The 20,692-nt window shown below is 67.3% G+C and carries 14 protein-coding genes; 7 read left to right on the top strand and 7 right to left on the bottom strand.

Features of this window, described 5'->3' with window-relative positions:
* The 3 genes from ACEU5R_RS16050 to ACEU5R_RS16040 form a co-directional block, all read left to right on the top strand.
* Positions 1-4,419 (top strand): VCBS domain-containing protein (locus ACEU5R_RS16050; RefSeq protein WP_392410815.1); only part of this gene is annotated, 4,419 nt, incomplete at its 5' end.
* A 113-nt stretch (positions 4,420-4,532) separates the two neighbouring features.
* Positions 4,533-5,216, top strand: coding sequence for a transglutaminase-like cysteine peptidase (locus tag ACEU5R_RS16045; protein WP_392410814.1), 684 nt, complete (start codon positions 4,533-4,535; stop codon positions 5,214-5,216).
* A 17-nt stretch (positions 5,217-5,233) separates the two neighbouring features.
* On the top strand, positions 5,234-7,204 hold the full coding sequence (locus ACEU5R_RS16040) for a LapD/MoxY N-terminal periplasmic domain-containing protein (protein WP_103275273.1): 1,971 nt from the start codon (positions 5,234-5,236) through the stop codon (positions 7,202-7,204).
* A gap of 61 nt (positions 7,205-7,265) precedes the next feature.
* Here ACEU5R_RS16040 and ACEU5R_RS16035 read toward each other — a convergent pair whose 3' ends face one another.
* From ACEU5R_RS16035 to ACEU5R_RS16025, 3 genes are all read right to left on the bottom strand, one after another.
* Positions 7,266-8,090, bottom strand: coding sequence for a M48 family metallopeptidase (locus ACEU5R_RS16035; RefSeq protein ID WP_392410813.1), 825 nt, complete (start codon positions 8,088-8,090; stop codon positions 7,266-7,268).
* A gap of 65 nt (positions 8,091-8,155) precedes the next feature.
* Positions 8,156-9,226, bottom strand: a complete 1,071-nt coding sequence (aroC, locus tag ACEU5R_RS16030) for a chorismate synthase (protein ID WP_103275278.1) — start codon at positions 9,224-9,226, stop codon at positions 8,156-8,158.
* 39 nt (positions 9,227-9,265) lie between these two features.
* Positions 9,266-10,648, bottom strand: a complete 1,383-nt coding sequence (locus tag ACEU5R_RS16025; protein WP_392410812.1) for a putative bifunctional diguanylate cyclase/phosphodiesterase — start codon at positions 10,646-10,648, stop codon at positions 9,266-9,268.
* Between the two features lie 537 nt (positions 10,649-11,185).
* On the opposite strand from ACEU5R_RS16025, the gene ACEU5R_RS16020 reads away from it, so the two are divergent.
* Together ACEU5R_RS16020 and ACEU5R_RS16015 are read left to right on the top strand one after the other, a co-directional pair.
* Complete coding sequence (locus ACEU5R_RS16020) at positions 11,186-13,156, top strand: EAL domain-containing protein (protein WP_103275280.1); 1,971 nt, start codon at positions 11,186-11,188, stop codon at positions 13,154-13,156.
* A gap of 11 nt (positions 13,157-13,167) precedes the next feature.
* Positions 13,168-14,673: a sensor histidine kinase gene (locus ACEU5R_RS16015; RefSeq protein ID WP_392410811.1), complete on the top strand. Its 1,506-nt coding sequence runs from the start codon at positions 13,168-13,170 to the stop codon at positions 14,671-14,673.
* Positions 14,674-14,694: 21 nt separating this feature from the next.
* Here ACEU5R_RS16015 and ACEU5R_RS16010 read toward each other — a convergent pair whose 3' ends face one another.
* The 3 genes from ACEU5R_RS16010 to ACEU5R_RS16000 form a co-directional block, all read right to left on the bottom strand.
* Positions 14,695-15,414, bottom strand: coding sequence for a response regulator transcription factor (locus ACEU5R_RS16010; RefSeq protein WP_392410810.1), 720 nt, complete (start codon positions 15,412-15,414; stop codon positions 14,695-14,697).
* Between the two features lie 216 nt (positions 15,415-15,630).
* Complete coding sequence (locus tag ACEU5R_RS16005) at positions 15,631-17,118, bottom strand: YdiU family protein (RefSeq protein WP_103275282.1); 1,488 nt, start codon at positions 17,116-17,118, stop codon at positions 15,631-15,633.
* Positions 17,115-17,486 (bottom strand): DUF2069 domain-containing protein, encoded by a 372-nt coding sequence (locus ACEU5R_RS16000; RefSeq protein WP_103275283.1) that lies wholly within the window; start codon positions 17,484-17,486, stop codon positions 17,115-17,117. The genes ACEU5R_RS16005 and ACEU5R_RS16000 overlap by 4 nt, the downstream gene beginning before the upstream one ends.
* 17 nt (positions 17,487-17,503) lie before the next feature.
* On the opposite strand from ACEU5R_RS16000, the gene ACEU5R_RS15995 reads away from it, so the two are divergent.
* Entirely contained in the window at positions 17,504-18,820 is a 1,317-nt protein-coding gene (locus ACEU5R_RS15995) for a YihY family inner membrane protein (RefSeq protein ID WP_392410809.1), read from the top strand.
* Between the two features lie 35 nt (positions 18,821-18,855).
* Complete coding sequence (locus ACEU5R_RS15990; RefSeq protein WP_103275285.1) at positions 18,856-19,308, top strand: CBS domain-containing protein; 453 nt, start codon at positions 18,856-18,858, stop codon at positions 19,306-19,308.
* Between the two features lie 207 nt (positions 19,309-19,515).
* Here the strand turns inward: ACEU5R_RS15990 and dusA are convergent, their stop codons facing one another.
* Entirely contained in the window at positions 19,516-20,496 is a 981-nt protein-coding gene (gene dusA, locus ACEU5R_RS15985) for a tRNA dihydrouridine(20/20a) synthase DusA (protein WP_392410818.1), read from the bottom strand.
* Between the last annotated feature and the right edge of the window lie 196 nt (positions 20,497-20,692).

The following is a 20,692-nucleotide window of genomic DNA, read 5'->3' as shown; positions in this document are numbered from 1 at the left end:
TATGGCAAGTTCTCCATCGACGCCAACGGCAACTGGAAGTACGAGCTCAACAACAGCGATCCCAAGGTCCAGGCCCTGGGCGCCGGCGAGAAGCTGACCGAGACCTTCACGGTCACCACCGCCGACGGCACCACCGGCACGGTCACCATCACCGTCAACGGCACCAACGATAAGCCGACCATCGGCGGCGTGGCCACGGGCGATGTCAAGGAAGACGGCACGCAGGAAGTGTCGGGCCAACTGACCAAGACCGACGTGGACGTCAACGACAAACACACCTGGTCGGTCAACGACAACGGCAAGGGCCAGTACGGCACCTTCTCGGTCGACACCAACGGGAAGTGGACCTACAAGCTGGACAACGACAGCGCCCAGGTCCAAGCCCTGAAGGAAGGTCAGAAGGTCACCGACACCATCACCGTGACCGTCGACGACGGCCATGGCGGCACCGCCACCCAGGTCGTCACCGTCACCATTACCGGCACCAACGACGCCGCCGTCATCACCCCGAGCAAGCCGGGCGACGACGCCGGTTCGGTCACCGAAGACAAGGTCTATACGGCCAACGGCAAGCTCAACGTCACCGACAAGGATGCCGGCGAAGCCTCGTTCAAGCCCCAGACCGACTTCAAGGGCGATCACGGCAAGTTCTCGATCGACGCCAACGGCAACTGGAAATACGAGCTTGACAACGCCGATCCCAAGGTCCAGGCCCTGGGCGTGGGCGAGAAGCTGGTCGAGACCTTCGAGGTCGTCACCGCCGACGGCACCAAGGGTACCGTCACCGTCACCATCAACGGCACCAATGACGCCCCGACCATCGGCGGCGTGGCTGCGGGCGCGGTGAAGGAAGACGGCACGACCACGGTGTCCGGCCAACTGACCAAGAGCGACGTCGACACCAACGACACCCATACTTGGTCCATCGCCAACAACGGCAATGGCCAGTATGGCAAGTTCACCGTCGACCAGACCGGCAAGTGGACCTACGTGCTCGACAACAAGAGCGCCCAGGTCCAGGCCCTGGCCGAAGGCCAGAAGGTCACGGACACGATCGTCATCACCGTCGACGACGGCAAGGGCGGCAAGGCCACGCAGACCGTCACCGTCGAGGTCACCGGCACCAACGACGCGCCGACCATCGGCGGCACCGCCACCGGCGCGGTCAAGGAAGACGCGGTCGTCAACACCACTTCCGGCCAGCTGACCAAGACGGACGTGGATACGAACGACGTCCACACCTGGTCCGTCGCCAACAACGGCAATGGCCAGTACGGCAAGTTCACCGTCGACCAGACGGGCAAGTGGACCTACACGCTGGACAACAGCAACGCCAAGGTCCAGGCCCTGGCCGAAGGCCAGACGGCGACCGACACCATCATCGTCACGGTCAATGACGGCAAGGGCGGCACGGCGACCCAGGAAATCACCGTCACCATCACCGGCACCAACGACGCCCCGACCATAGGCGGCGTGGCCACCGGCGCAGTGACGGAAGATGCCGCCGTCACCACCGTAACGGGCCAGCTGACCAAGACGGACGTCGACGCCACCGATACGCACACCTGGAGCATTGCCAACAACGGCAACGGCCAGTACGGCAAGTTCACGCTCGATCAGACTGGCAAGTGGACGTACGTGCTGGACAACGGCAGCACCAAGGTGCAGTCCCTGGCCGCGGGCCAGACGGTCACCGACACCATCACCGTCACGATCAGCGACGGCAAGGGCGGCACGGCGACCAAGGACATCACTATCACCATCACGGGCGCCAATGACAACCCGACCATTGGCGGCGTCGCCACCGGCGCGGTGAAGGAAGACGGCACGCTGACGACCGCCGGCCAGCTGACCAAGAGCGACATCGACACGAACGACACCCACACCTGGTCCATCGCCAACAGCGGCAATGGCCAGTACGGCAAGTTCACGCTCGACCAGACCGGCAAGTGGACCTACACGCTGAACAATGGCGATGCCAAGGTCCAGGCCCTGACCGAAGGCCAGCAAGTCACCGACACCATCACCGTCACGGTCAATGACGGCAAGGGCGGCACGGCGACCCAGGAAGTCACCGTCACCATCACCGGCACCAACGACATCGCCAAGATCACCGGCCAGTCCACCGGCGCGGTGATCGAGGACAAGACGCTGATCTCGTCCGGCAAGCTGACGGTTTCGGACGCCGACGCCGGCCAGAGCAGCGTCGTCGCCCAGACCAACGTCGCCGGCAAGTACGGCACGTTCACGATAGACGCCAACGGCAACTGGACCTACACGCTGAACAACAGCCTGAAGGAAGTGCAGGATCTGCGCGCCGGCCAGGTGCTGAAGGAGACCTTCCCCGTTTCCTCCGCCGACGGCTCGGCCACTCAAAACGTCATTGTCGATGTGGTCGGCACCAACGACGCGCCGGTGGCCGCCGACAACGCCACCAGCGTGGACGTGGGCGCCAGCCACACGTTCAACATCGCCGAGTTCAACTTCAACGACGGCGCCGAAGGCAACAACCTGCAGAGCGTGATCATCACGCGCCTGCCGACCGACGGCACGCTGACGCTGAACGGCCAGCCGGTCACGGCGAACACCGCGATCTCGGTCGCTGATATCGCCGCGGGCAAGCTGGTCTACACGCCGTCCGCCTCGGGCCAGGACACCTCGTTCGGCTTCCAGGTTCGCGACGACGGCGGCACGGCCAACGGCGGCAAGGACTTGTCGGGCGACTACAACTTCGCCATCAAGACCAACAACCTCATCTCGGGCGGCAACGAGGGCAGCGGCACCGGCACCAATCCGCCGATCAACGGCGGCAGCGGCGACGACGTCATCCTTGGCGACAAGGGCGGCACGGTGACCACGGTCGAACCGGGCAAGAACTACAACATCGCGCTCGTCGTCGATACGTCGGGCAGCATGGACAACGCGTCCGGCACGAAGGGCATGTCGCGCATGGATCTCACCATCGCCGCGCTGAAGAACCTGGCCAACGGCCTGGCGAAGCACGACGGCGTGGTGAACGTGACATTGATCGGCTTCGAGTCGACGGCCAGCAGCCTGAAGACCATCAACGGCCTGAATGCGAGCAATGTCGGCATCCTGATCTCGGCCATCGAAGCCCTGTACGCCAACGGCGGCACCAACTACGAAGGCGCCTTCAAGGAAGCGCTCAAGTGGTTCAACAGCCAGCCCACGACGTCCAACGGCAAGACGTTCGAGAACGTCACCTACTTCCTGACGGATGGTGATCCGACCTTCAGCAACAGCGGCAGCAACGGTGGCTGGAACGGCGGCAGCACGACGGACTACAAGGACATGAAGGATGCCGTCGATGCCTTCAAGGGCCTGAGCGGCAAGAGCACCGTGCACGCCATCGGCATAGGCTCGGGCGTCAATGAGGGCTACCTGAAGTACTTCGACAACACGAAGGTCACCGGAACGGGCACGCTTACCGATTGGGGATATTGGCAGCCCATCACCGGCCCCGTCGGCCAGCCCCAGATCGTCAACACCGCCAGCGAACTGGCCGCCGCGCTGCAAGGCGGTTCGTCCAGCACGGATCCCGCCGCTGTCGGCAACGACATCATCAACGGCGGCGCCGGCAACGACATCATCTTCGGCGACACCATCAACACCGATGGCAACGTCCTGGATTGGAGCAAGGTGGCTGGCGGCCGTCCCGCCGACCTGCCGCAAGGCGCCGGCCTGGCCGCGCTGGACAAGTTCCTTGAGCTGACCCTGGGACACAAGCCCACCGCGGGCGACCTGTACCAGTACATCAAGGACCACCACGCCGACTTCAACGTGACCGATGATCCGCGCGGCGGGGATGACACCATCCACGGCGGCACGGGCAACGACATCATCTACGGCCAGGGCGGCAACGACACCCTGTACGGCGACGATGGCAATGACATCATCTACGGCGGCGCGGGCGACGACAAGCTGTACGGCGGCGACGGCGACGACAAGCTGTATGGTGGCACCGGCAACGACTACCTGGAAGGCGGCAACGGCAACGACCTGCTGGTCGGCGGCAAGGGCGACGACACGCTGGTCGGCGGCGCCGGCAGCGACACCTTCAAGTGGGAGCTGAACGACCAGGGCACGACGGCCAAGCCGGCGGTGGACACGATCAAGGACTTCTCGATCGCCAAGCCGACCGATGGCGGCGACATCCTGGATCTGAAGGAACTGCTGGTCGGCGAGAAGGACAGCACGCTGACCCAGTACCTGAACTTCCACAAGGAAGGCAACAACACGGTCATCGACGTCAACACCAAGGGCCAGCTCGCTGCCCAGGGCGCTGACCAGAAGATCGTGCTGGAGAACGTCGACCTGACGCAAGGCGGCCAGCTCAACAACCAGGCCATCATCAATGACCTGCTGCAGAAGGGCAAGCTGAACGTCGACCACAGCTAAACCGTAGTACGCAGTACCCGGGGGAGGGGTTGGCCGGATTCGGCCTCCCCTCCCCCTGCATTTTTTCGACGGATGTCGCCAGTAGTAACGCGAAAAATGTGAAAATCCGTTTCATGCCATCGACCCGCCGTTTCCGCGTCGCGCTGAACCTGTGCCGATTGGCTTTGCTCTGTCTGGTCTGCATCTGGGGCGGCTCGTTCGCCCTGGAGATCAACGCCGACAAGCTGCAAAGCCTCTCGGCCAGCCGCTATGGCTCCAAGGGCGCGAAGGCGGTGGCCAGCTGGCTGCAATTGCTGCGCGGCCCGCTGCCGCCGGCCGAGCGCGACAAGCTGACGCTGGTCAACGACTTCTGGAACCGTTCGGTGATGTCCGGAGAGGACTCCGTGATCTGGGGCCAGCCCGACTACTGGGCCACGCCGCTGGAATCGCTGGGCAAGGGCGCCGGGGACTGCGAGGACTATGTCATCGGCAAATACTTCTCCTTGCTGGCCATGGGCGTGCCGGCCAACAAGCTGCGCTTCATCTACGTCCGCGCCCGCATCGGCGGCCCGGCCAGCAGCTCGCAGGTCGCCCACATGGTGCTGGGTTACTACGAAACGCCCAACGCAGTACCGCTGGTGCTGGACAGCCTGATCTCGACGATCCTGCCCGCCACGCAGCGCCGCGACCTGACGCCGGTGTTCAGCTTCAACGCCGACGGGGTCTATGTGGATGGCAAGCCCGCCGCGCCGGTTGACCGCCTCAGCCGCTGGCGCGACCTTCTTCAACGAATGGAACGGGAAGGCATCCGCCCCTGACGCCTGGAAATAAGACCATGTCCATACTTCGACAGCTTCTGCTCAGCGTAACCATCGCCATCGGCGTGATCCTGCTCGGCACCCTGGCGCTGAGCGTCAACGCCGCGCGCGAATACCTGTCCGGCCAGCTGCAGGTGCAGAGCACGGACGCCTCGGTGTCGCTGGCGCTGTCCCTGTCGCAGCCGGCCAACAATGACCCGGTGTTGCAGGAATTGCTGGTGTCGGCGCTGTTCGACGGCGGCCATTTCTCGCTGGTGCGCCTGAGCGATCCGGAAGGCAAGGTGCTGATCGAGCGCCGCTCCACCGCCACGGCCGCCTCGGTGCCGGGCTGGTTCCGCACGCTGGCGCCGCTGGCCTCGGGCACGGCCAGCCACGCGGTCAGCGACGGCTGGCGGCAGATCGGCGAGGTGACGCTGGTCGCCAACGACGCCTACGCCTGGGAAGCCTTGTGGCGCAGCAGCCTGAAGATGGTGGCGCTGGTGGTGGGCGCCGGCGTGCTGTGGGCCCTGTTCGCCTTCGCGCTGGTGCGCTGGATCAAGAACCGCCTGTTGCGCGAAATCAGCGAGCACGTGCGCAGCATCGGCCAGAGCACGCCGCCGCAGCAGGTCGAGGCGCGCGTGCCGGAACTGTCCGGCGTGGTGCAGGCGCTGAACCAGACGCGCGAGCGCGTCTACGCCAGCGTCGAGGAACAGAATGCCCAGATCGAATCGCTGAAGCTGGAACTGAACCAGGATCCGGTCACCGGCCTGCCCAACCGCAAGTACTTCGTCAACGAATTCCGCCGCGCGCTGGAGGCGTCCGCCCCGACCGATTCCGGACGCGGCGGCGAAACCGGCGGCCATGTCCTGGTGCTGCGCCAGCGCGACCTGGCAGATCTGAACCGCCACATGCCGCGCGAGTTCATCGACCAATGGCTGCGCGCGGTCTGCGAGCGCGTGCAGGCCTCGCTGGCCAGCCTGAACGCGGGATCGGCGCTGCTGGCCCGCCTGAACGGTTCGGACTTCGCCCTGCTGCTGCCCCGCTGCGCGGCGCCGCAAGCCATGATGATCGCCGAGCGCGTGCGCACCGACCTGCACGCCTCGCGCATCCCCGTGGGCGAGGGCCATCTGTGCCGCTGGGCCCAGGCCATGACCGACTACAGCGCCGGCAGCCAGGCGGGTCCGGTGCTGTCGCGCCTGGATTTCGGCCTGATGCGGGCCGAGAGCGCCGGCAACGACCAGGTGGTGATCCTGGGCGCCACGGATACCCAATCGCCGTCGGAAGCCGGCGAACAGGCTTGGAAGCAGGCCATCCAGTCGGCGCTGGAGGAAAACCGCTACGAGTTGGCCACCGAGACACTGACCAGCGCCAACGGCAGCCTGGTGCGGACCGAGGCCATGCTGATGCTGCGCACCGCCGCGGACCAGATGCCCATCCCCGCCACGCTCTTCATTCCGCCGGCGGTGCGGCTGGACCTGGTGGCCGACTGCGACCTGCAGGCGGTGGCGCTGGGCCTGCAATGGCTGGCCGCGAACGAAGGCGAGCTGGCCGTGCGCGTCGCCCTGCCCTCGTTGCGCGGCCAGAAATTCTTCCGCCAGCTGGCCCTGCTGCTGACCGAGAAGCGCCCGCTGGCGCCCAGGCTGTTCCTGGAAATCGATGCTCACGGCCTGGTCGAATGCCACGAGCAGATCGCCACGCTGGCGCGGGTGGTGTCGGAATTTGGCGCGCATATCGGCGTGCGCCGGCTGGCGCAGCAATTCGGCGCGGTGGCGCAGCTGCATACGCTGCCGCTGTCCTACGTGAAGCTGGGCGGCGGCTTCGTGGGCGGCATGTCGCAAAGCCCGGGCAGCCAGCAGCTGACAGCCTCGGTACTGCAGACGGCGCGCGCCCTGAACATCGCGGTGTATGCGGAAGACGTGCCCGACGCGGAAACCCAGCGCATCCTGGCCGGCCTGGGCATCAACGTGATGCGCGGTCCCGGCGTCAGGCCGCAGGGCCGGCAGGGCTGAAGAAAGGTCATCGCCGCCGGCTGCGCGGCATCGCGCGGGCCTGCGCGGACGGCGTCCCGCTCTAGCGGGCCGCGCGGCCCTTGCCTTTGGCCTGCTCGTACAGCGGCAGGACCTGCTCCGACGCCACCTGCAGATCGCTGATGCGCGAGGCGGCCGACGGGTGGGTGGACAGGAACTCGGGCGGCGCCTGGCCACCGTCCGCCGCGCCCATCTTCTGCCACAGCGTGACGGCGGCGCGCGGATCGTAGCCGGCGCGCGCGGCCAGCTCCACGCCCATGCGGTCGGCCTCGGTTTCATGGGTGCGGCTGTTGGGCAGCGTGAACATCACGCTGGTCAGCTTGCCGCCCAGGTCGCTAGCCTCCTTGGACCCCGTGGCGATGGACAGCACCGACAGCCCCAGATTGGTCACCATCTGCTGCGACACGCGCTCGCGCGCATGTTCGCGCAGGGCGTGGGAAATCTCATGGCCCAGCACGGCGGCCAGCTCGTCATCGGTGGGCTTGATCTTGTTCAGCAGTCCCGTGTAGACGGCGATCTTGCCGCCCGGCATGCACCAGGCGTTCACCTCGTCGCTGGACAGCACGTGCACTTCCCATTTCCAGCTCGCCGCATCGGGCCGGAACACGCCGGCCTGCGCGATCAGCCGCTGCGAGATCGTGCGGGCGCGCGCCACTTGCGCGGGATCGCGGTCCAGCAGGTTCTTGGCCTTGGCCTGCTTCAGGATGTCGCCGTACTGCTGGCCGGCCTCTTGTTCGAGCGCCTGGGCCGGCACCATGCTGGACATGTATTGCGTGCGGTTGACGCCAATGGCGCCCGACTGCGTGGTGTTCATGCCCGTGCAACCCGCAAGCACGGCAAAGACGAAGGCGGCCCCCAGGGCGCGCATGGCAGGGAAAATCCGACTCATGAAGACCTCAGATCCGCCATCATGGCGACAGGACGGCAAGCTTATCAGACGGAAACGTCCGCGCACTGCGCGCGGTGACGCAGCGCATGATCGATCAGCACCAGGGCCAGCATGGCTTCGGCGATGGGCGTGGCGCGGATGCCGACGCAGGGATCGTGGCGGCCCAGGGTCTGCACCATGACGGGTTCGTTGGCGCGATTGACCGACTGGCGCTCGACGCGGATGCTGGACGTGGGCTTGATCGCCAGCGACACCGTGACCGGCTGGCCGGTGGAAATGCCGCCCAGCACGCCGCCGGCGTTGTTGCTCAGGAAGCCGTCGGGCGTGATCTCGTCGCCATGCTCGGAGCCGCGCTGGGCGATGCAGTCGAAGCCGGCGCCGATGGACACGCCCTTGACCGCGTTCAGGCCCATCATGACGTGGGCGATGTCGGCATCGAGCCGGTCATAGATCGGCTCGCCCCAGCCGGCGGGCAGGTTCTCGGCCACGACCTCGATGCGCGCGCCGACCGAATCGCCGTCGCGGCGCAGCTGGTCCATATAGGCTTCCAGTTCGGGGACGATGTCGGCGTTGGGCGCGTAGAACGGATTGTTGGGCACTTCGTCCCAGGAGACGAAAGGAATGGGAATCGGGCCGAGCTGGCTCATGTAGCCGCGCACGCGCACGCCGTGGCATTCGGCCAGCCATTTCTTGGCGATGGCGCCGGCCGCCACCGTGGGCGCCGTCAGCCGCGCCGACGAGCGCCCGCCGCCGCGCGGATCGCGCACGCCGAACTTGCGCCAGTAGGCGTAGTCGGCGTGGCCGGGGCGGAAGGTGTCGGCGATATTGGAGTAATCCTTGCTGCGCGCGTCGGTGTTGCGGATGAGCAGGCCGATGGGGGTGCCGGTGGTAACGCCTTCATAGACGCCCGACAGGATCTCGACCTGATCCGCTTCCTGGCGCTGGGTCACATGGCGCGAGGTGCCGGGACGACGGCGATCCAGTTCGCGCTGGATGTCGGCCGCGTCCAGTTCCAGGCCCGGGGGGCAGCCGTCGACAACGCAACCAATGGCCGGCCCGTGGGACTCGCCGAAATTCGTGACGGTGAAAAGGGTACCGAGGGTATTGCCGGACATAAGGAAGCCAATGAGGTCGGGGTTTGCACGCAACCCAGATTATGACACCGCCGAGGCCAAAGCCTGGATTTCCGCCGCCGGCGCGGGCCGGCCAAGCAGGAATCCCTGCATGACGCGGCAGCCCAGCGCCTTCAGGATCTCGCGCTGGCCTTCGGTCTCCACGCCCTCGGCCACCACCGGCAGGTGCATGGCCTGGCACAGGCCGAACAGCGCCGACACGACCTCCCTGCTGCCGGCGTCGGACTCCAGCGCGGAAATGAAGCTACGGTCGATCTTGACCCAGTCGATCGGCAGGTGCCGCAGATGGTTCAGGCTGGAATAGCCGCAGCCGAAGTCGTCCAGGGCCACGCCGATGCCCTTGGCGCGCAGGGTGTTCAGGATCTTGACGTGCCGTTCGTAGTGCAGGATGAAGATGGATTCGGTGACTTCCAGCACCAGCTTGCGCGCCGCCAGCTTGGTCTCGGCCAGCACGTCGGCCACCAGCTGCACCAGGCCGTCCTCGTTCATCTGCTTGACCGACAGATTCACGTGCACGCGCCAGGCGGCCGGCCACTGGGTGGCCTGGGAACACGCCCGCTCCAGGATCCATGCGCCCAACGGCACGATCAGGCCGCTGCGCTCGGCCAGCTCGATGGTCACGGCCGGCGAGACGCTGCCCAGCACGGGATGATGCCAGCGCAGCAGCGCCTCGCATCCCTCGACCAGGCCGGAGGCGCTGTCGCAGACGGGCTGGTAGTACAGCTCGAACTGCTCCATGTTCCGCGTGGTGAGCGCCAGCCGCAGATCGTTCTCCAGGCCCTGCCGGTCCCGCTGCCGCGCCAGCAGGCGGAAATCGAACATGTTCCAGCCCGGGCCCTCGCGCTCCTTCAGCGGCACCATGGACACCTGCACGCAACGCTGCAGTTCCTCGACCGTGCGGCCATGTTCGGGATACAGCGCCGCGCCCACGCGGAACACCGCGATCAGCGGACGGCCGCCCAGTTCGTAGGACGCGCCCAGGTCCTCGAGCAGCTTGGTGGAGACCTGGGCGGCGCCCTGCTCGTCCACATCGGGGACGCAGACCGTGAACGTGTCCAGCCCGCAGCGGCCCACGATGCCGCCCAACGCCCGGGCGACCAGGCTCAGGCGCTGCGCGACCAGCGCCAGCAAGGCCTTGTCCTCGCCCGCGCGCAGCATGGCGCTGATCTCGGCGTACTGCTCGAAACGCACCAGGAAAAAAGCGCCGCGGCGGGCATGGCCCTCGGCCTGGACCAGCCAGGCGCGCGCGCGGCGCTGCAGTTCCCGCTGGCTAAGGACCCCGGTCGCCTCGTCGCGCGTCAGGCGATGGCGCAGCACGCGCTCCCTCCGCACGAAAAGCAAACATATCGCCGCAAGTGCGCCCGCGAGCGTCAGGCACAGTGCGAGCAGGTAACTCTCACGCACGGAGCCCCCCTATCTAGAAACCCTTGGCGTCGCGGTCCGGAGTTGAACCCAAGGTCTGTAACATTTTTTAAATTATGCATTATTTTCGCAAAAAAACGCCACACTTCTGGGGGCAACGCGCCCCGTTTCCCTCGATTGCTGCTGTCTGGTGATTGCTCGCGTTTATGCATGACAGTCCTGCGATAGCGGTTACCGGCCGCCGCATCGCGCCATGCCTTGCTCCTACTACGACACATGAGCCCGAAAAATTAATACGCCTTATCTCAATAGTTGTCATCGGGAGCAATTATCACGAGCGAAATAATTGCACAGGTTGTCTGATGTCGCAGCAGATTTCGTAATATTCTGTATGTTCTGTGACATGCCGAATTACAGCGCAGGAAGCGCCGCTGAGGTATTAGTAACGTGTGTCACGTTTCTTATCCAGGTTTCTTCCCGATCGGGCACATCGGCGGCCCGTCGTCCCCCTTTTTGACGGGCTAGCCGGCAATCCGCGACACCGGCAACGGCGCTGGCCACGAAGGGAATTCCGCACACATGTCGAAACTACGCCGGTTACTCCTGTGTTCCGCCCTGCTCGCAGGCATCGTCCTGCTCGGCGCCCAGGCGCTGGGCATGCTGACAGCCCATCGCCACCTGAGCCGGCAACTGGCGCAGCAAAGCGAAAGCGGCGCGCGCACGCTTGCCTGGGTCCTGGGCCGCGCGCCCTCCACTCCTCACGAGCGTGAGGTTCTGGCTGACGAACTGTACAGCCAGGGGCTGTACGCACGTATCAGGATTGCCGACGAGGCATCCGGCGACAGCGTGGATCGCGGCCCGGACGCCACCACGGACGCCAGCTCAGGCGCCTGGCTCGAACGCTGGTTCTCCCTGCGCGCGCCGGCGGTCTCGCTCCCCTATGCCAGCCCCGACGGCGCCGCGCGCGGCACGGTCACCGTCCAGGGCGACGCCACGCTGGCGAACGATACGCTTTGGCAGGGCGGCGTCCGCGCCGTGGGACTGGCGCTGAGCGCCGGCCTGTTCTGGGCGCTGTTCGCCATCAGCCTGGCGCGCCGCATCGAAACCAGCGCGTCGCGCGACATCAGCCAGCGCGTGCGCGCCCTGGCGCCGGGCGCCGATGCCTCGCCATCCGGCTCCTGTGGCCTGGAAAGCGTCGACCAGGCCCTGGTCGACGCCCGCCGCCGGGTCGACGCCACGGTCGAGGAGCAGAACGCGCGGATCGAGTCGCTGCAAAGCGAGATCCACCGCGACGCCGTCACCTGGCTGCCGAACCGCAAGTATTTCATGGACCGTTTCCGCGCGGCGCTGAGCGACCGGACCGCCGAGGCGGGCGGCCACCTGCTCATGTTCCGCCAGCGCGACCTGGCGCAGATCAACCGCCACCTGTCGCGTGCGTTCACCGACCAGTGGCTGCGCTCTTCCGCCGACCGCCTGCGCAGGCTGGTCGACGCGCAAGGCGGCTCCCAGGCGCTGCTGGCCCGGATCGGCGGCTCCGATTTCGCCCTGTTGATGCCGCGCAGCAGCGCACCGCAAGCCGGCGTGCTGGCCGAGCGCGTGCGCCGCGAGCTGCGCTCGCTACGCGTGCCGATGGGCAAGCACGGCTGGTGCCGCTGGGCGCTGGCCATGGCTGAATTCGCGCCCGGCGACGGCATGAGCGACACGCTGGCCCGGCTGGACCATGCGCTGATGTGCTCCGAAAGCGCCGACGATGACCAGGTCGCGCCCGCCAGCCAGGCCGCCGACAGCACCCGCATCGGCGAATACAGCTGGCACGACGCGCTGACCACCGCGCTGGAACAGCACAAGTTCGCGCTGGCGGTGCAGGCCCTGCAGGACGTCTCGGGCGGGCTGCTGCATCACGAGGCCAGCCTGACGCTGCATGACGCGTCGGGCGCCGACCCCGTGCCAGCCTCCATTTTCATGCCGCCGGCGGTGCGGCTTGGCCTGTCGGCCGAATGCGATATCCAGGCGCTGCGGCTGGGACTGGACTGGCTGTACGCGCAACATGGGGCGCTCGCGGCGCCCGTGGCGCTGGGCTCGCTGTCTCAACCCGGGTTCCTGGCCCGGCTGGAAAAGATGCTCGGCGACCGGCCCGCCCTCACCCGGCGGCTGATCATCGAAGTGGATGCCGCCGGCCTGCTCGAACAGAACACCGAGATGCGCGAGCTGTGCCGTCTGGCCACGCAAGCCGGCGCGCGCGTAGGACTGACCCGCCTGTCACAGCAATTCGGCGCCCTGGAGCACTTGCACGAATTCCCGTTTTCCTACCTGAAGCTTGGCGGCGGGTTCGTCGCCGGGCTGCTGCACAGCCCCGGCAGCCAGCATCTGGCCGCCACGGTCGCGGCGGCGGCTCAAACGCTGGGCATGGCCGTATACGCCGAGGACGTGCCGGACACAGCCACGCAATCCATTCTGGAGAAAATCGGCATCCACGCCCTGCGCGGCGCTGGCGTAAACTTCGCCCGCCCGCATGATCTTGCTCCCGACCACCAATGGGTTCCTAGTTGACGGAAGGACTGTTGCCCCGCTCCCGCACTCGCCTGCCGCCCGCCCGCGCCGCGGCGGCATCCACCCGACGCTGGACGGGCGCGTTGTGCGCTCTGCTGGCGTGGCCCGGCGCCGCCTGGGCCCAGGCGGACCTTGCCGCCCAGGCGGGCGTGCACGCGGGCCTGATCGCCGGCGCCGCACTGGCGTGCGCGCTGGTTTGCGCCGCGGCGTGGACGCGGACCCGCGACAGCGTGCAGGCCGCGGGCGTCGTGTTCCTGCTGCTCGAAGGGCTGTTCCGCACCTTGCCAAACCTGCTGCCGGCCGGCGCCCTGCAGGCAGGCTCCTATGCCGCGCTGCTCGCGCTGACAGCGCCCTTCCTCGCGGGATCCGGCGGCCTGCGCGGGCTGGCGGCGGCCTGCCGCTGGGGCAGCATCGGACTGGCCGCGCTGGCCTCGCTGGCCCTGATCTTCATCTACGAAACGCATGACGGCGCGGCATCTGCCGCCATCGCGGGCGCTTGCGCGGCGGCCAGCCTGCCCTTGACGGCGGCCCTGCTGGCCGCCGGCGCGCGCCCGGGTCCGCGCCGCGTGGCCTGCCTGGTCCTGGCCGCCGGCCATGCGCTGTCCGTCTGGCTGATCGGGCGCGATGCCTGGCCGGGCGCCGGCGCAGGCGCGCCGGACAGCTTACTGGAACTGGCGCGCCTGCTGCTGGTGGCGCTTGCGCTCTGGTATTGCGCCCTGGAGGATCGGCATGCGCGCGCCAGCGCCGCGCCGACGCCCGTCCAGCCGCCCGCGGCGGCGGGTCATCAGGCCCAGGACGAGTTGCGCCTGGCAGAACTGGCCGGCGCCCTGGACACGCAGCGCCAGATGAACGCCCTGCTGTCGCACGAACTGCGCGCGCCGCTGGCCACCATCAGCGCGGCGGCGCAGTCGCTGGACATGATCCTGGCGGGCAATGGCGAGGCCGTGGACAACCGTCTGGCGCGTATCCACCGCTCGGTGACGCGCATGACCGAACTGCTGGAACAGCTGCTGACACAGGACCGCCGCGAGGAACAGGCGCTGACCCCGCGCGGCGAAGCCATCGACCTGGCGACGATGGCGCGCGACGTCGTGGCCGCCATGCGCCCCGATACCGCGCATGCCCTGGTGCTGGACGCGGACGGCGCCCTGCCCGCCTATTGCGACCGTTCGCTGACCAGCGTGGTCTTGCGCAACCTGATCCATAACGCCGTCAAGTATTCGCCCGCCAGCGAGCCCATCCGGATCGAGGCCGGCGCGAGCATGAAGGACGGCGTGCGCCAGGCATGGATCGCCGTCGTCGACCGTGGCCCGGGCATCGGGGAAGAAGACCAGCAGCGAATTTTCGAGCCGCGCTTCCGGCGCGCGGCGCATCGCGAGACATCCGGACTGGGCGTCGGGCTCTATCTGGCGCGACGCATCTGCGAAAGCCAGGGCGGCTCGCTGACCATGACCAGCCGGGTCGGCGCGGGCAGCCGCTTCGTCATCACCCTGCCGGTATCACCGCCCGCCGCCTGACGCGGCCGGCGGACGCAGCGCTCAGGCCGCGAACACGTAGCCCTGTCCGCGCACAGACAACACGGGCAGCTTCAGGCCGGCGCTCTGCGCCTTGGCGCGCAGGCGACTGACCAGCACGTCGATGCGACGCAACTCGAACCCGCCCGGGCTCTCGGGCAGGAACAATTCAGCCAGCGCCTGCCGGCTGACGGCGCTGCCAGCGGCGTCCATCAAGGCCATCAGGAACGTCCGCTCCTGCGCGCTCAGGTGCAGCGAAGCGCCATCGGGCGCGACCAGGATCCAGCCGCCATCCTGCAACGACCAGGAAGACTCGGCCGGCGTGCGCGTTTCGGCATCGGCGAGCCGCGGCGCCTTGGCCAGCCGCATGCGGCGCGCCAGGCTGCGGATCACCGAGCTCAGTTCGAGCAGGTCGACCGGCTTGGTCATGTACACGTCGGCGCCGCCCTCCAGGCCGCGCACGCGATCCTCCAGCGCGCTGCGGCCGGTCAGCATGACGATGCCAACCGGACTGAGCGCCCGCAAGCGGGTCGCGACCGAGAAACCGTCCTCGCCGGGCAGGTGCGCGTCGAGTATGACGATGTCGCACGGCTGCTCCTGCAGCCGGCGATAGAACGCCGCCGCATTGTCACAGGCGAACGCCACCCGGAAACCATAGCCGCCCAGGCCCAACGCCAACTCCTCCCGGAAGTCCGCATCATCCTCAAGCAAGCCGATACACAGCAAACCATCCGCGCCAGGCATATTCAGAGTGCTTTATTCAAATATTGTCGACAAATGCCCCAGGGATGCGGCAAGCCATCCCGAGTGTCCCGCAGGCGACAATCTTACGACTTTTACAATGGAAACGAATGATTGCAGTGAAAAAAACCGCCATATTTCACTTCCTAACACTGGTTTTTCGCGTAAATAGCCGTCAGATCAGCGCCTGCCCCCGCTTTCGCAACCTTAAACCACTGCTCAGGACGAGCAGCTGACTTCGATGCCGCCCGCCCAATCCGGAGGCAGCGCCGCATACGCCTCGTAACCACTGCGTTCGGTGTATGGGTCGCGCAACAGCTGCAGCAGCGTCCCGATCTCGCCCGCGTCTCCTTGCTGCGCCGCCCGGATCGCCTGCTCCGCCAGATGATTGCGCAGCACGTACAGCGGATTGACCCGGTTCATGGCCTGGGCCGTGTCCTGCGCCGGCCTGCCATCGGCGGCCTGACGCGCCAGCAGGCGATCCAGCCATGCCGACGCAGCGGGGCGATCGATGAACAGGTCCTCGAACGCGCTGCGACGCCCCAGCACGGCATCGGCCAGGCGGCGCCAACACAGCGTGAAATCGGCCTGGTTCGCATCCATGAGCTTGAGCAGGTCGTCCAGCAGCGCCTCGTCCTCGGGACGCCACGACGCCAGGCCCAGCTTGGCGCCCATGCGGGCATGAAACGCGCGCGTGAACACCGCCTCGAATTCGTCCAGCACCGCGCGCAGCGCATCCGCGTCCTGCGTCAGGCTGTGCAGGCTGCCGCCCAGACGATACAGGTTCCACAGCCCCACCGACGGCTGCCGGTTCCAGGAATAGCGGCCCTGCGTGTCGGAGTGATTGCAGATGTGCGCCAGCTTGAACCCGTCCATGAAACCATACGGACCGTAGTCCAGCGTCAGTCCCAGGATGGACATGTTGTCGGTGTTCATCACGCCGTGGCAAAAGCCCACGGACTGCCAGTCGGCCATCAGCAGCGCCGTGCGCCGCGTCACTTCGCGCAGCAGGTTGGTGACGGACGCGTTCGGGTCCGCCGGCTCGCCCGCCCGCGTCTCGCGGCATTCGGGATAGTAGCGGTCGATCACGTAATCGGCCAGCGTCGCCAGGCGGTCCAGATCGCGTCGCGCCGACCAGTGCTCGAACGAGCCAAAGCGCACGAAGCTGGGCGCCATGCGCGTGACGATGGCGGCGGTTTCCACGGTCTCGCGGTATACCGGATCGTCCGACGCCACCAGGCACAGCGCGCGCGTCGTGGGAATGCCCAGGCCATGCATGGCCTCGCCGGCCAGGTACTCGCGCACCGACGAGCGCAGCACCGCGCGGCCGTCGCCCATGCGCGAATACGGCGTCATGCCGGCGCCCTTGAGCTGCAGCTCCCAGCTGCCGGCCGGCCCCTGCACTTCGCCCAGCAGATGCGCGCGCCCGTCGCCCAATTGGCCGGCCCAGATGCCGAACTGGTGGCCGCTGTAGACGGCGGCCAGCGTGTCGCCGCCGGGCAGCGGCTGCTGGCCGGAAAACACGGCCAGGAATTCCGGCGTCGCGAAAGCCGACGGGTCCAGCCCGATCAGCGCGGCGGCATCGGGATTGGCATGCAACAGGCGCGGATGGTTCAGCGGCTGCGGCGCCAACCGGGTATAGAAGGCGTCGGGCAGGGCCGCGAAGGAATTGACCGTGGTCAGCGCGTTCAAGGTGCGGGCAGTCATGCGCGTTGCCTCCGCGCGGCGCGCTTGGCGGGCCGCACATAGAAAATGGCGCTGACGAAGAAGACGGTCGACAGCAGGATCTCGCCCCAGGCCATGGCCACGGACAAGGGCGCGGGATCGGACATGGCGCGAACCACGCCTTCCATCAGATACAGCAGCGACAGCATGGACGCCCACTGATAGGTATACAGGTTGCCGCGCAGGATGCCGCGCAGCGGAAAGGCCAGCGGCAGCGCCTTGAGCAGCATCCAGGACCCGCCGGGACGCAGCGGCGCGACCACGCTTTCCCAGGCCACGCACAGCACGATCAGGGCGAACAGCGATGCCGACGCCAGCAGGCGCAGGCGAGGATTGAGTTCAGGGTTCATGCTGCTATTATCACCCGATGAATCGCCCCGCCGAGCCAGCCGCCGCCGCGTCGGCGGCCACTGCGCCTTCGTCCCCGCGCGCGTCCTGGGTGACGAGGGTCCGCCGCGCCTGGCGCTTCACGTCCCAGCGCGCCGACGAAGAGAAGCTGCTGCAGGTCGCGTCCAGCCTCACCTTCACCACGGTGCTGGCCATCGTGCCCATGCTGGCCGTGGTGCTGTCGCTGTTCACCGCCTTTCCCGTGTTCCAGGAATTCCGCGTGGCGCTGGAGGACTTCCTGGCCAACAGCCTGATGCCGCCGTCCGTCTCGGACAACATCATGGAGTACCTGAACCAGTTCGCGCGCCAGGCCTCCCGGCTGACGGCCATCGGCGGCGCCTTCCTGCTGGTCACCTCGCTGTTGCTGATCATGACGATCGACAAGGCGTTCAACGACATCTGGCACGTCACCCGCCAGCGGCCGCTGCCACAGCGGGCGCTGGTGTACTGGGCGGTCATCACGCTGGGACCGGTGGTGGCCGGGGCCAGCCTCTGGGCCACGTCCTTCGTGGCGCGCGAATCGATGGGGCTGGTGCGCGACGTGCCCGAGATCGTCAGCATGGCGGTGTCCCTGATCCCGCTGATGCTGACGGGGCTGGGCTTTGCCGGCCTGTTCGTGGTGGTGCCCAATCGCGACGTGCTGTGGCGCGACGCGCTGGTTGGCGGCTTCGTGACCGCCATCGTGCTGGAAATCATGAAGTCGGCCTTCGCCTACTACCTGACCCGCTTCCCCACCTACACCATCATCTACGGCGCCTTCGCCACCCTGCCGATCTTCCTGCTGTGGATCTATCTGTCCTGGCTCGCCGTGCTGCTGGGCGCCACCCTGGCCGCCAGCGCGCCGCTGATCCGGTTGGGACGCTGGGAGATCAACCGCTACCCGGGCGCGGCCTACGTCGATGCGCTGGACGCATTGCGCGCGCTGCGCCGCGCCCAGGCCGCCAACCCGCCTGGCCTGGCGGCCAGCGCCCTGGCCAGGCAGTTGCGGCTGCACCAGGACGAGCTGAACGCCGTGCTCGAAACCCTGAACGACATGGGCCTGATCGCGCGCAGCACGGAAGGCAACTGGATGCTGGCCTGCGACGCCCGCCAGACCTCGATGACGCCCGTGGTGGAGCGTTTCCTGCTGGACCAGACCCGCCCGCGCGTGCGCAACGACGCCGAAATCCTGCGGGTGGCGGCGTCCGTCCTGGGCGGCCTGCCGGCGCCCACGCTGGAAGATCTGTGCCAAGAAGCGCAAAATACCGGAAATGAAGTGGTTCCAGCCCTCGGGACGGAAGCGCGCAAGAACACTTAAATGAAATCAGGGCGCAACCCGCCCGGGAGGAACCGATGTTGAAGGTCAGCGAGATTCTGCGCGTCAAGGGCGACACGCTCTATACGGCGTCGCCGGACATGCCGGTGTCGCAAGCCGTGCAAACCATGAGCGAGCAGGATATCGGCTCGCTCGTCATCATGGAACTAGGCACCCTGACGGGCATGCTCACGTTCCGCGAGATCATCCGCCACATGCACGAGCATGGCGGCATGCTGGGCGACACCACCATCCGCGCCATCATGGACGACGCCCCGGTGAGCGTGTCGCCCAACACCAGCGCCGACGAGGTCCAGCGCCTGATGCTGGAAAAACACGCGCGCTACATCCCCGTCATGGACGGCCCGACGCTGATGGGCGTGATCTCTTTCTATGACATGGCGCAGGCCATCGTCGCGGCGCAGAAGTTCGAGAACAACATGCTCAAGGCGTATATCCGCGACTGGCCGCTGGAAGGCGCTGAAAGATAAGACCCACCCCCGAAGCGCTGCGCGCTTCCCCCTCAAGGGGGCGCCGCTACGGACCGGCGAAGCCGGCTCCGTGCGGCCCGGCTTGGGGGAGGCTTGGTAGGTTGCGGGGCGGCTTTCTTCTTGAGAGGTTGGCGTGTGCCGTGAATTCAAACGCCCCGGGGGGCTTGTACCCGGGGCGTTTTTGTTTGTTTGTCGCTGGTGCGTCGTTCAGATGCCGGCCTGGGCGGCTTCTAGCGTGGCGTCGTGGCGGCTCGGGGCCTGGGTCTGGGTGCGCCAGGCGTCGTAGATCAGGCCGGGATTATTGGCAGCCAACAGCGTCGGGTCGGACAGCATGCGGCGCCAGCGGCGCGCGCCGGTCTGGCCGTTGACCAGGCCGAGCATGGGGCGCGTCATCACGCGCAGCGGCACGCCCTGGGCCACCTGCCTGGCGGCGTAGGCCATCATGGCATCCACCACCTGCGCGTCGCTGGGCAGGCGGACCGAGGGCCAGAACTGCAAGGACACCTCGGACAGCACGCGCGGCGTATGCCAGGCCGCGCGGCCCAGCATCACGCCGTCGAACTCGGCCGCCGCGCCCACCGACTGGGCCGCATCGGCCAGGCCGCCATTGAGCACGAATATGGAATCCGGAAAATCGCGCTTCAGCCGCGTGACCACGTCGTAGCGCAGCGGCGGGATTTCCCGGTTGTCCTTGGGCGACAGGCCCTTGAGCACCGCGTTGCGCGCATGGGCGATGAAGACGCGGCAGCCGGTGTCGTGGATCTTGCCGACGAAGTCGCGAACGAATGCATACGAGTCGTCGTAGTCCAGCCCCAGGCGATGCTTGACGGTCACGGGGATGTCCACGGCGTCCTGCATGGCCTTGATGCAGTCGGCGACCAGGTCGGGTTCGGCCATCAGGCAGGCACCGAACGCGCCGCGCTGCACGCGCTCCGAGGGGCAGCCGCAGTTCAGGTTGATTTCGTCGTAGCCCCATTGACGGCCCAGCCTGGCGCATTGCGCCAGCGCGTCCGGCTCGCTGCCGCCCAGCTGCAAGGCCACGGGATGCTCGGCCTCGTCGAAATCCAGGTGCCGCGCGACGTTGCCATGCAGCAGCGCGCCGGTGGTGATCATTTCCGTGTACAGCCGCGCCCGCGGCGCCAGCAGCCGGTGGAAATAACGGCAATGGCGGTCGGTCACGTCGATCATGGGGGCGACGCACAGGCGCCAGTCGGGGGAGTCCAAGAATAGCTCGTCAAAACAAGGGGATGCGGTATTTTACGGCCCCCGCGGAGATTCTGCCCGCCGCGCTGCCAGCGGTCTTGCGCAGCGCGCCCGCCATGTGGTCTAAAATTGCGCCGCGGTCGCCCGGACAGGCGCGCCCGCGCCCAAGCCGCCCGCCCGT

The sequence above is a fragment of the Achromobacter sp. 413638 genome (assembly GCF_043119405.1).
Classification (GTDB): Bacteria; Pseudomonadota; Gammaproteobacteria; order Burkholderiales; family Burkholderiaceae_B; genus Achromobacter.
The sequence above is the reverse complement of the archived record's forward strand: the minus strand, read 5'-3'. Positions and strand labels throughout refer to the sequence as shown.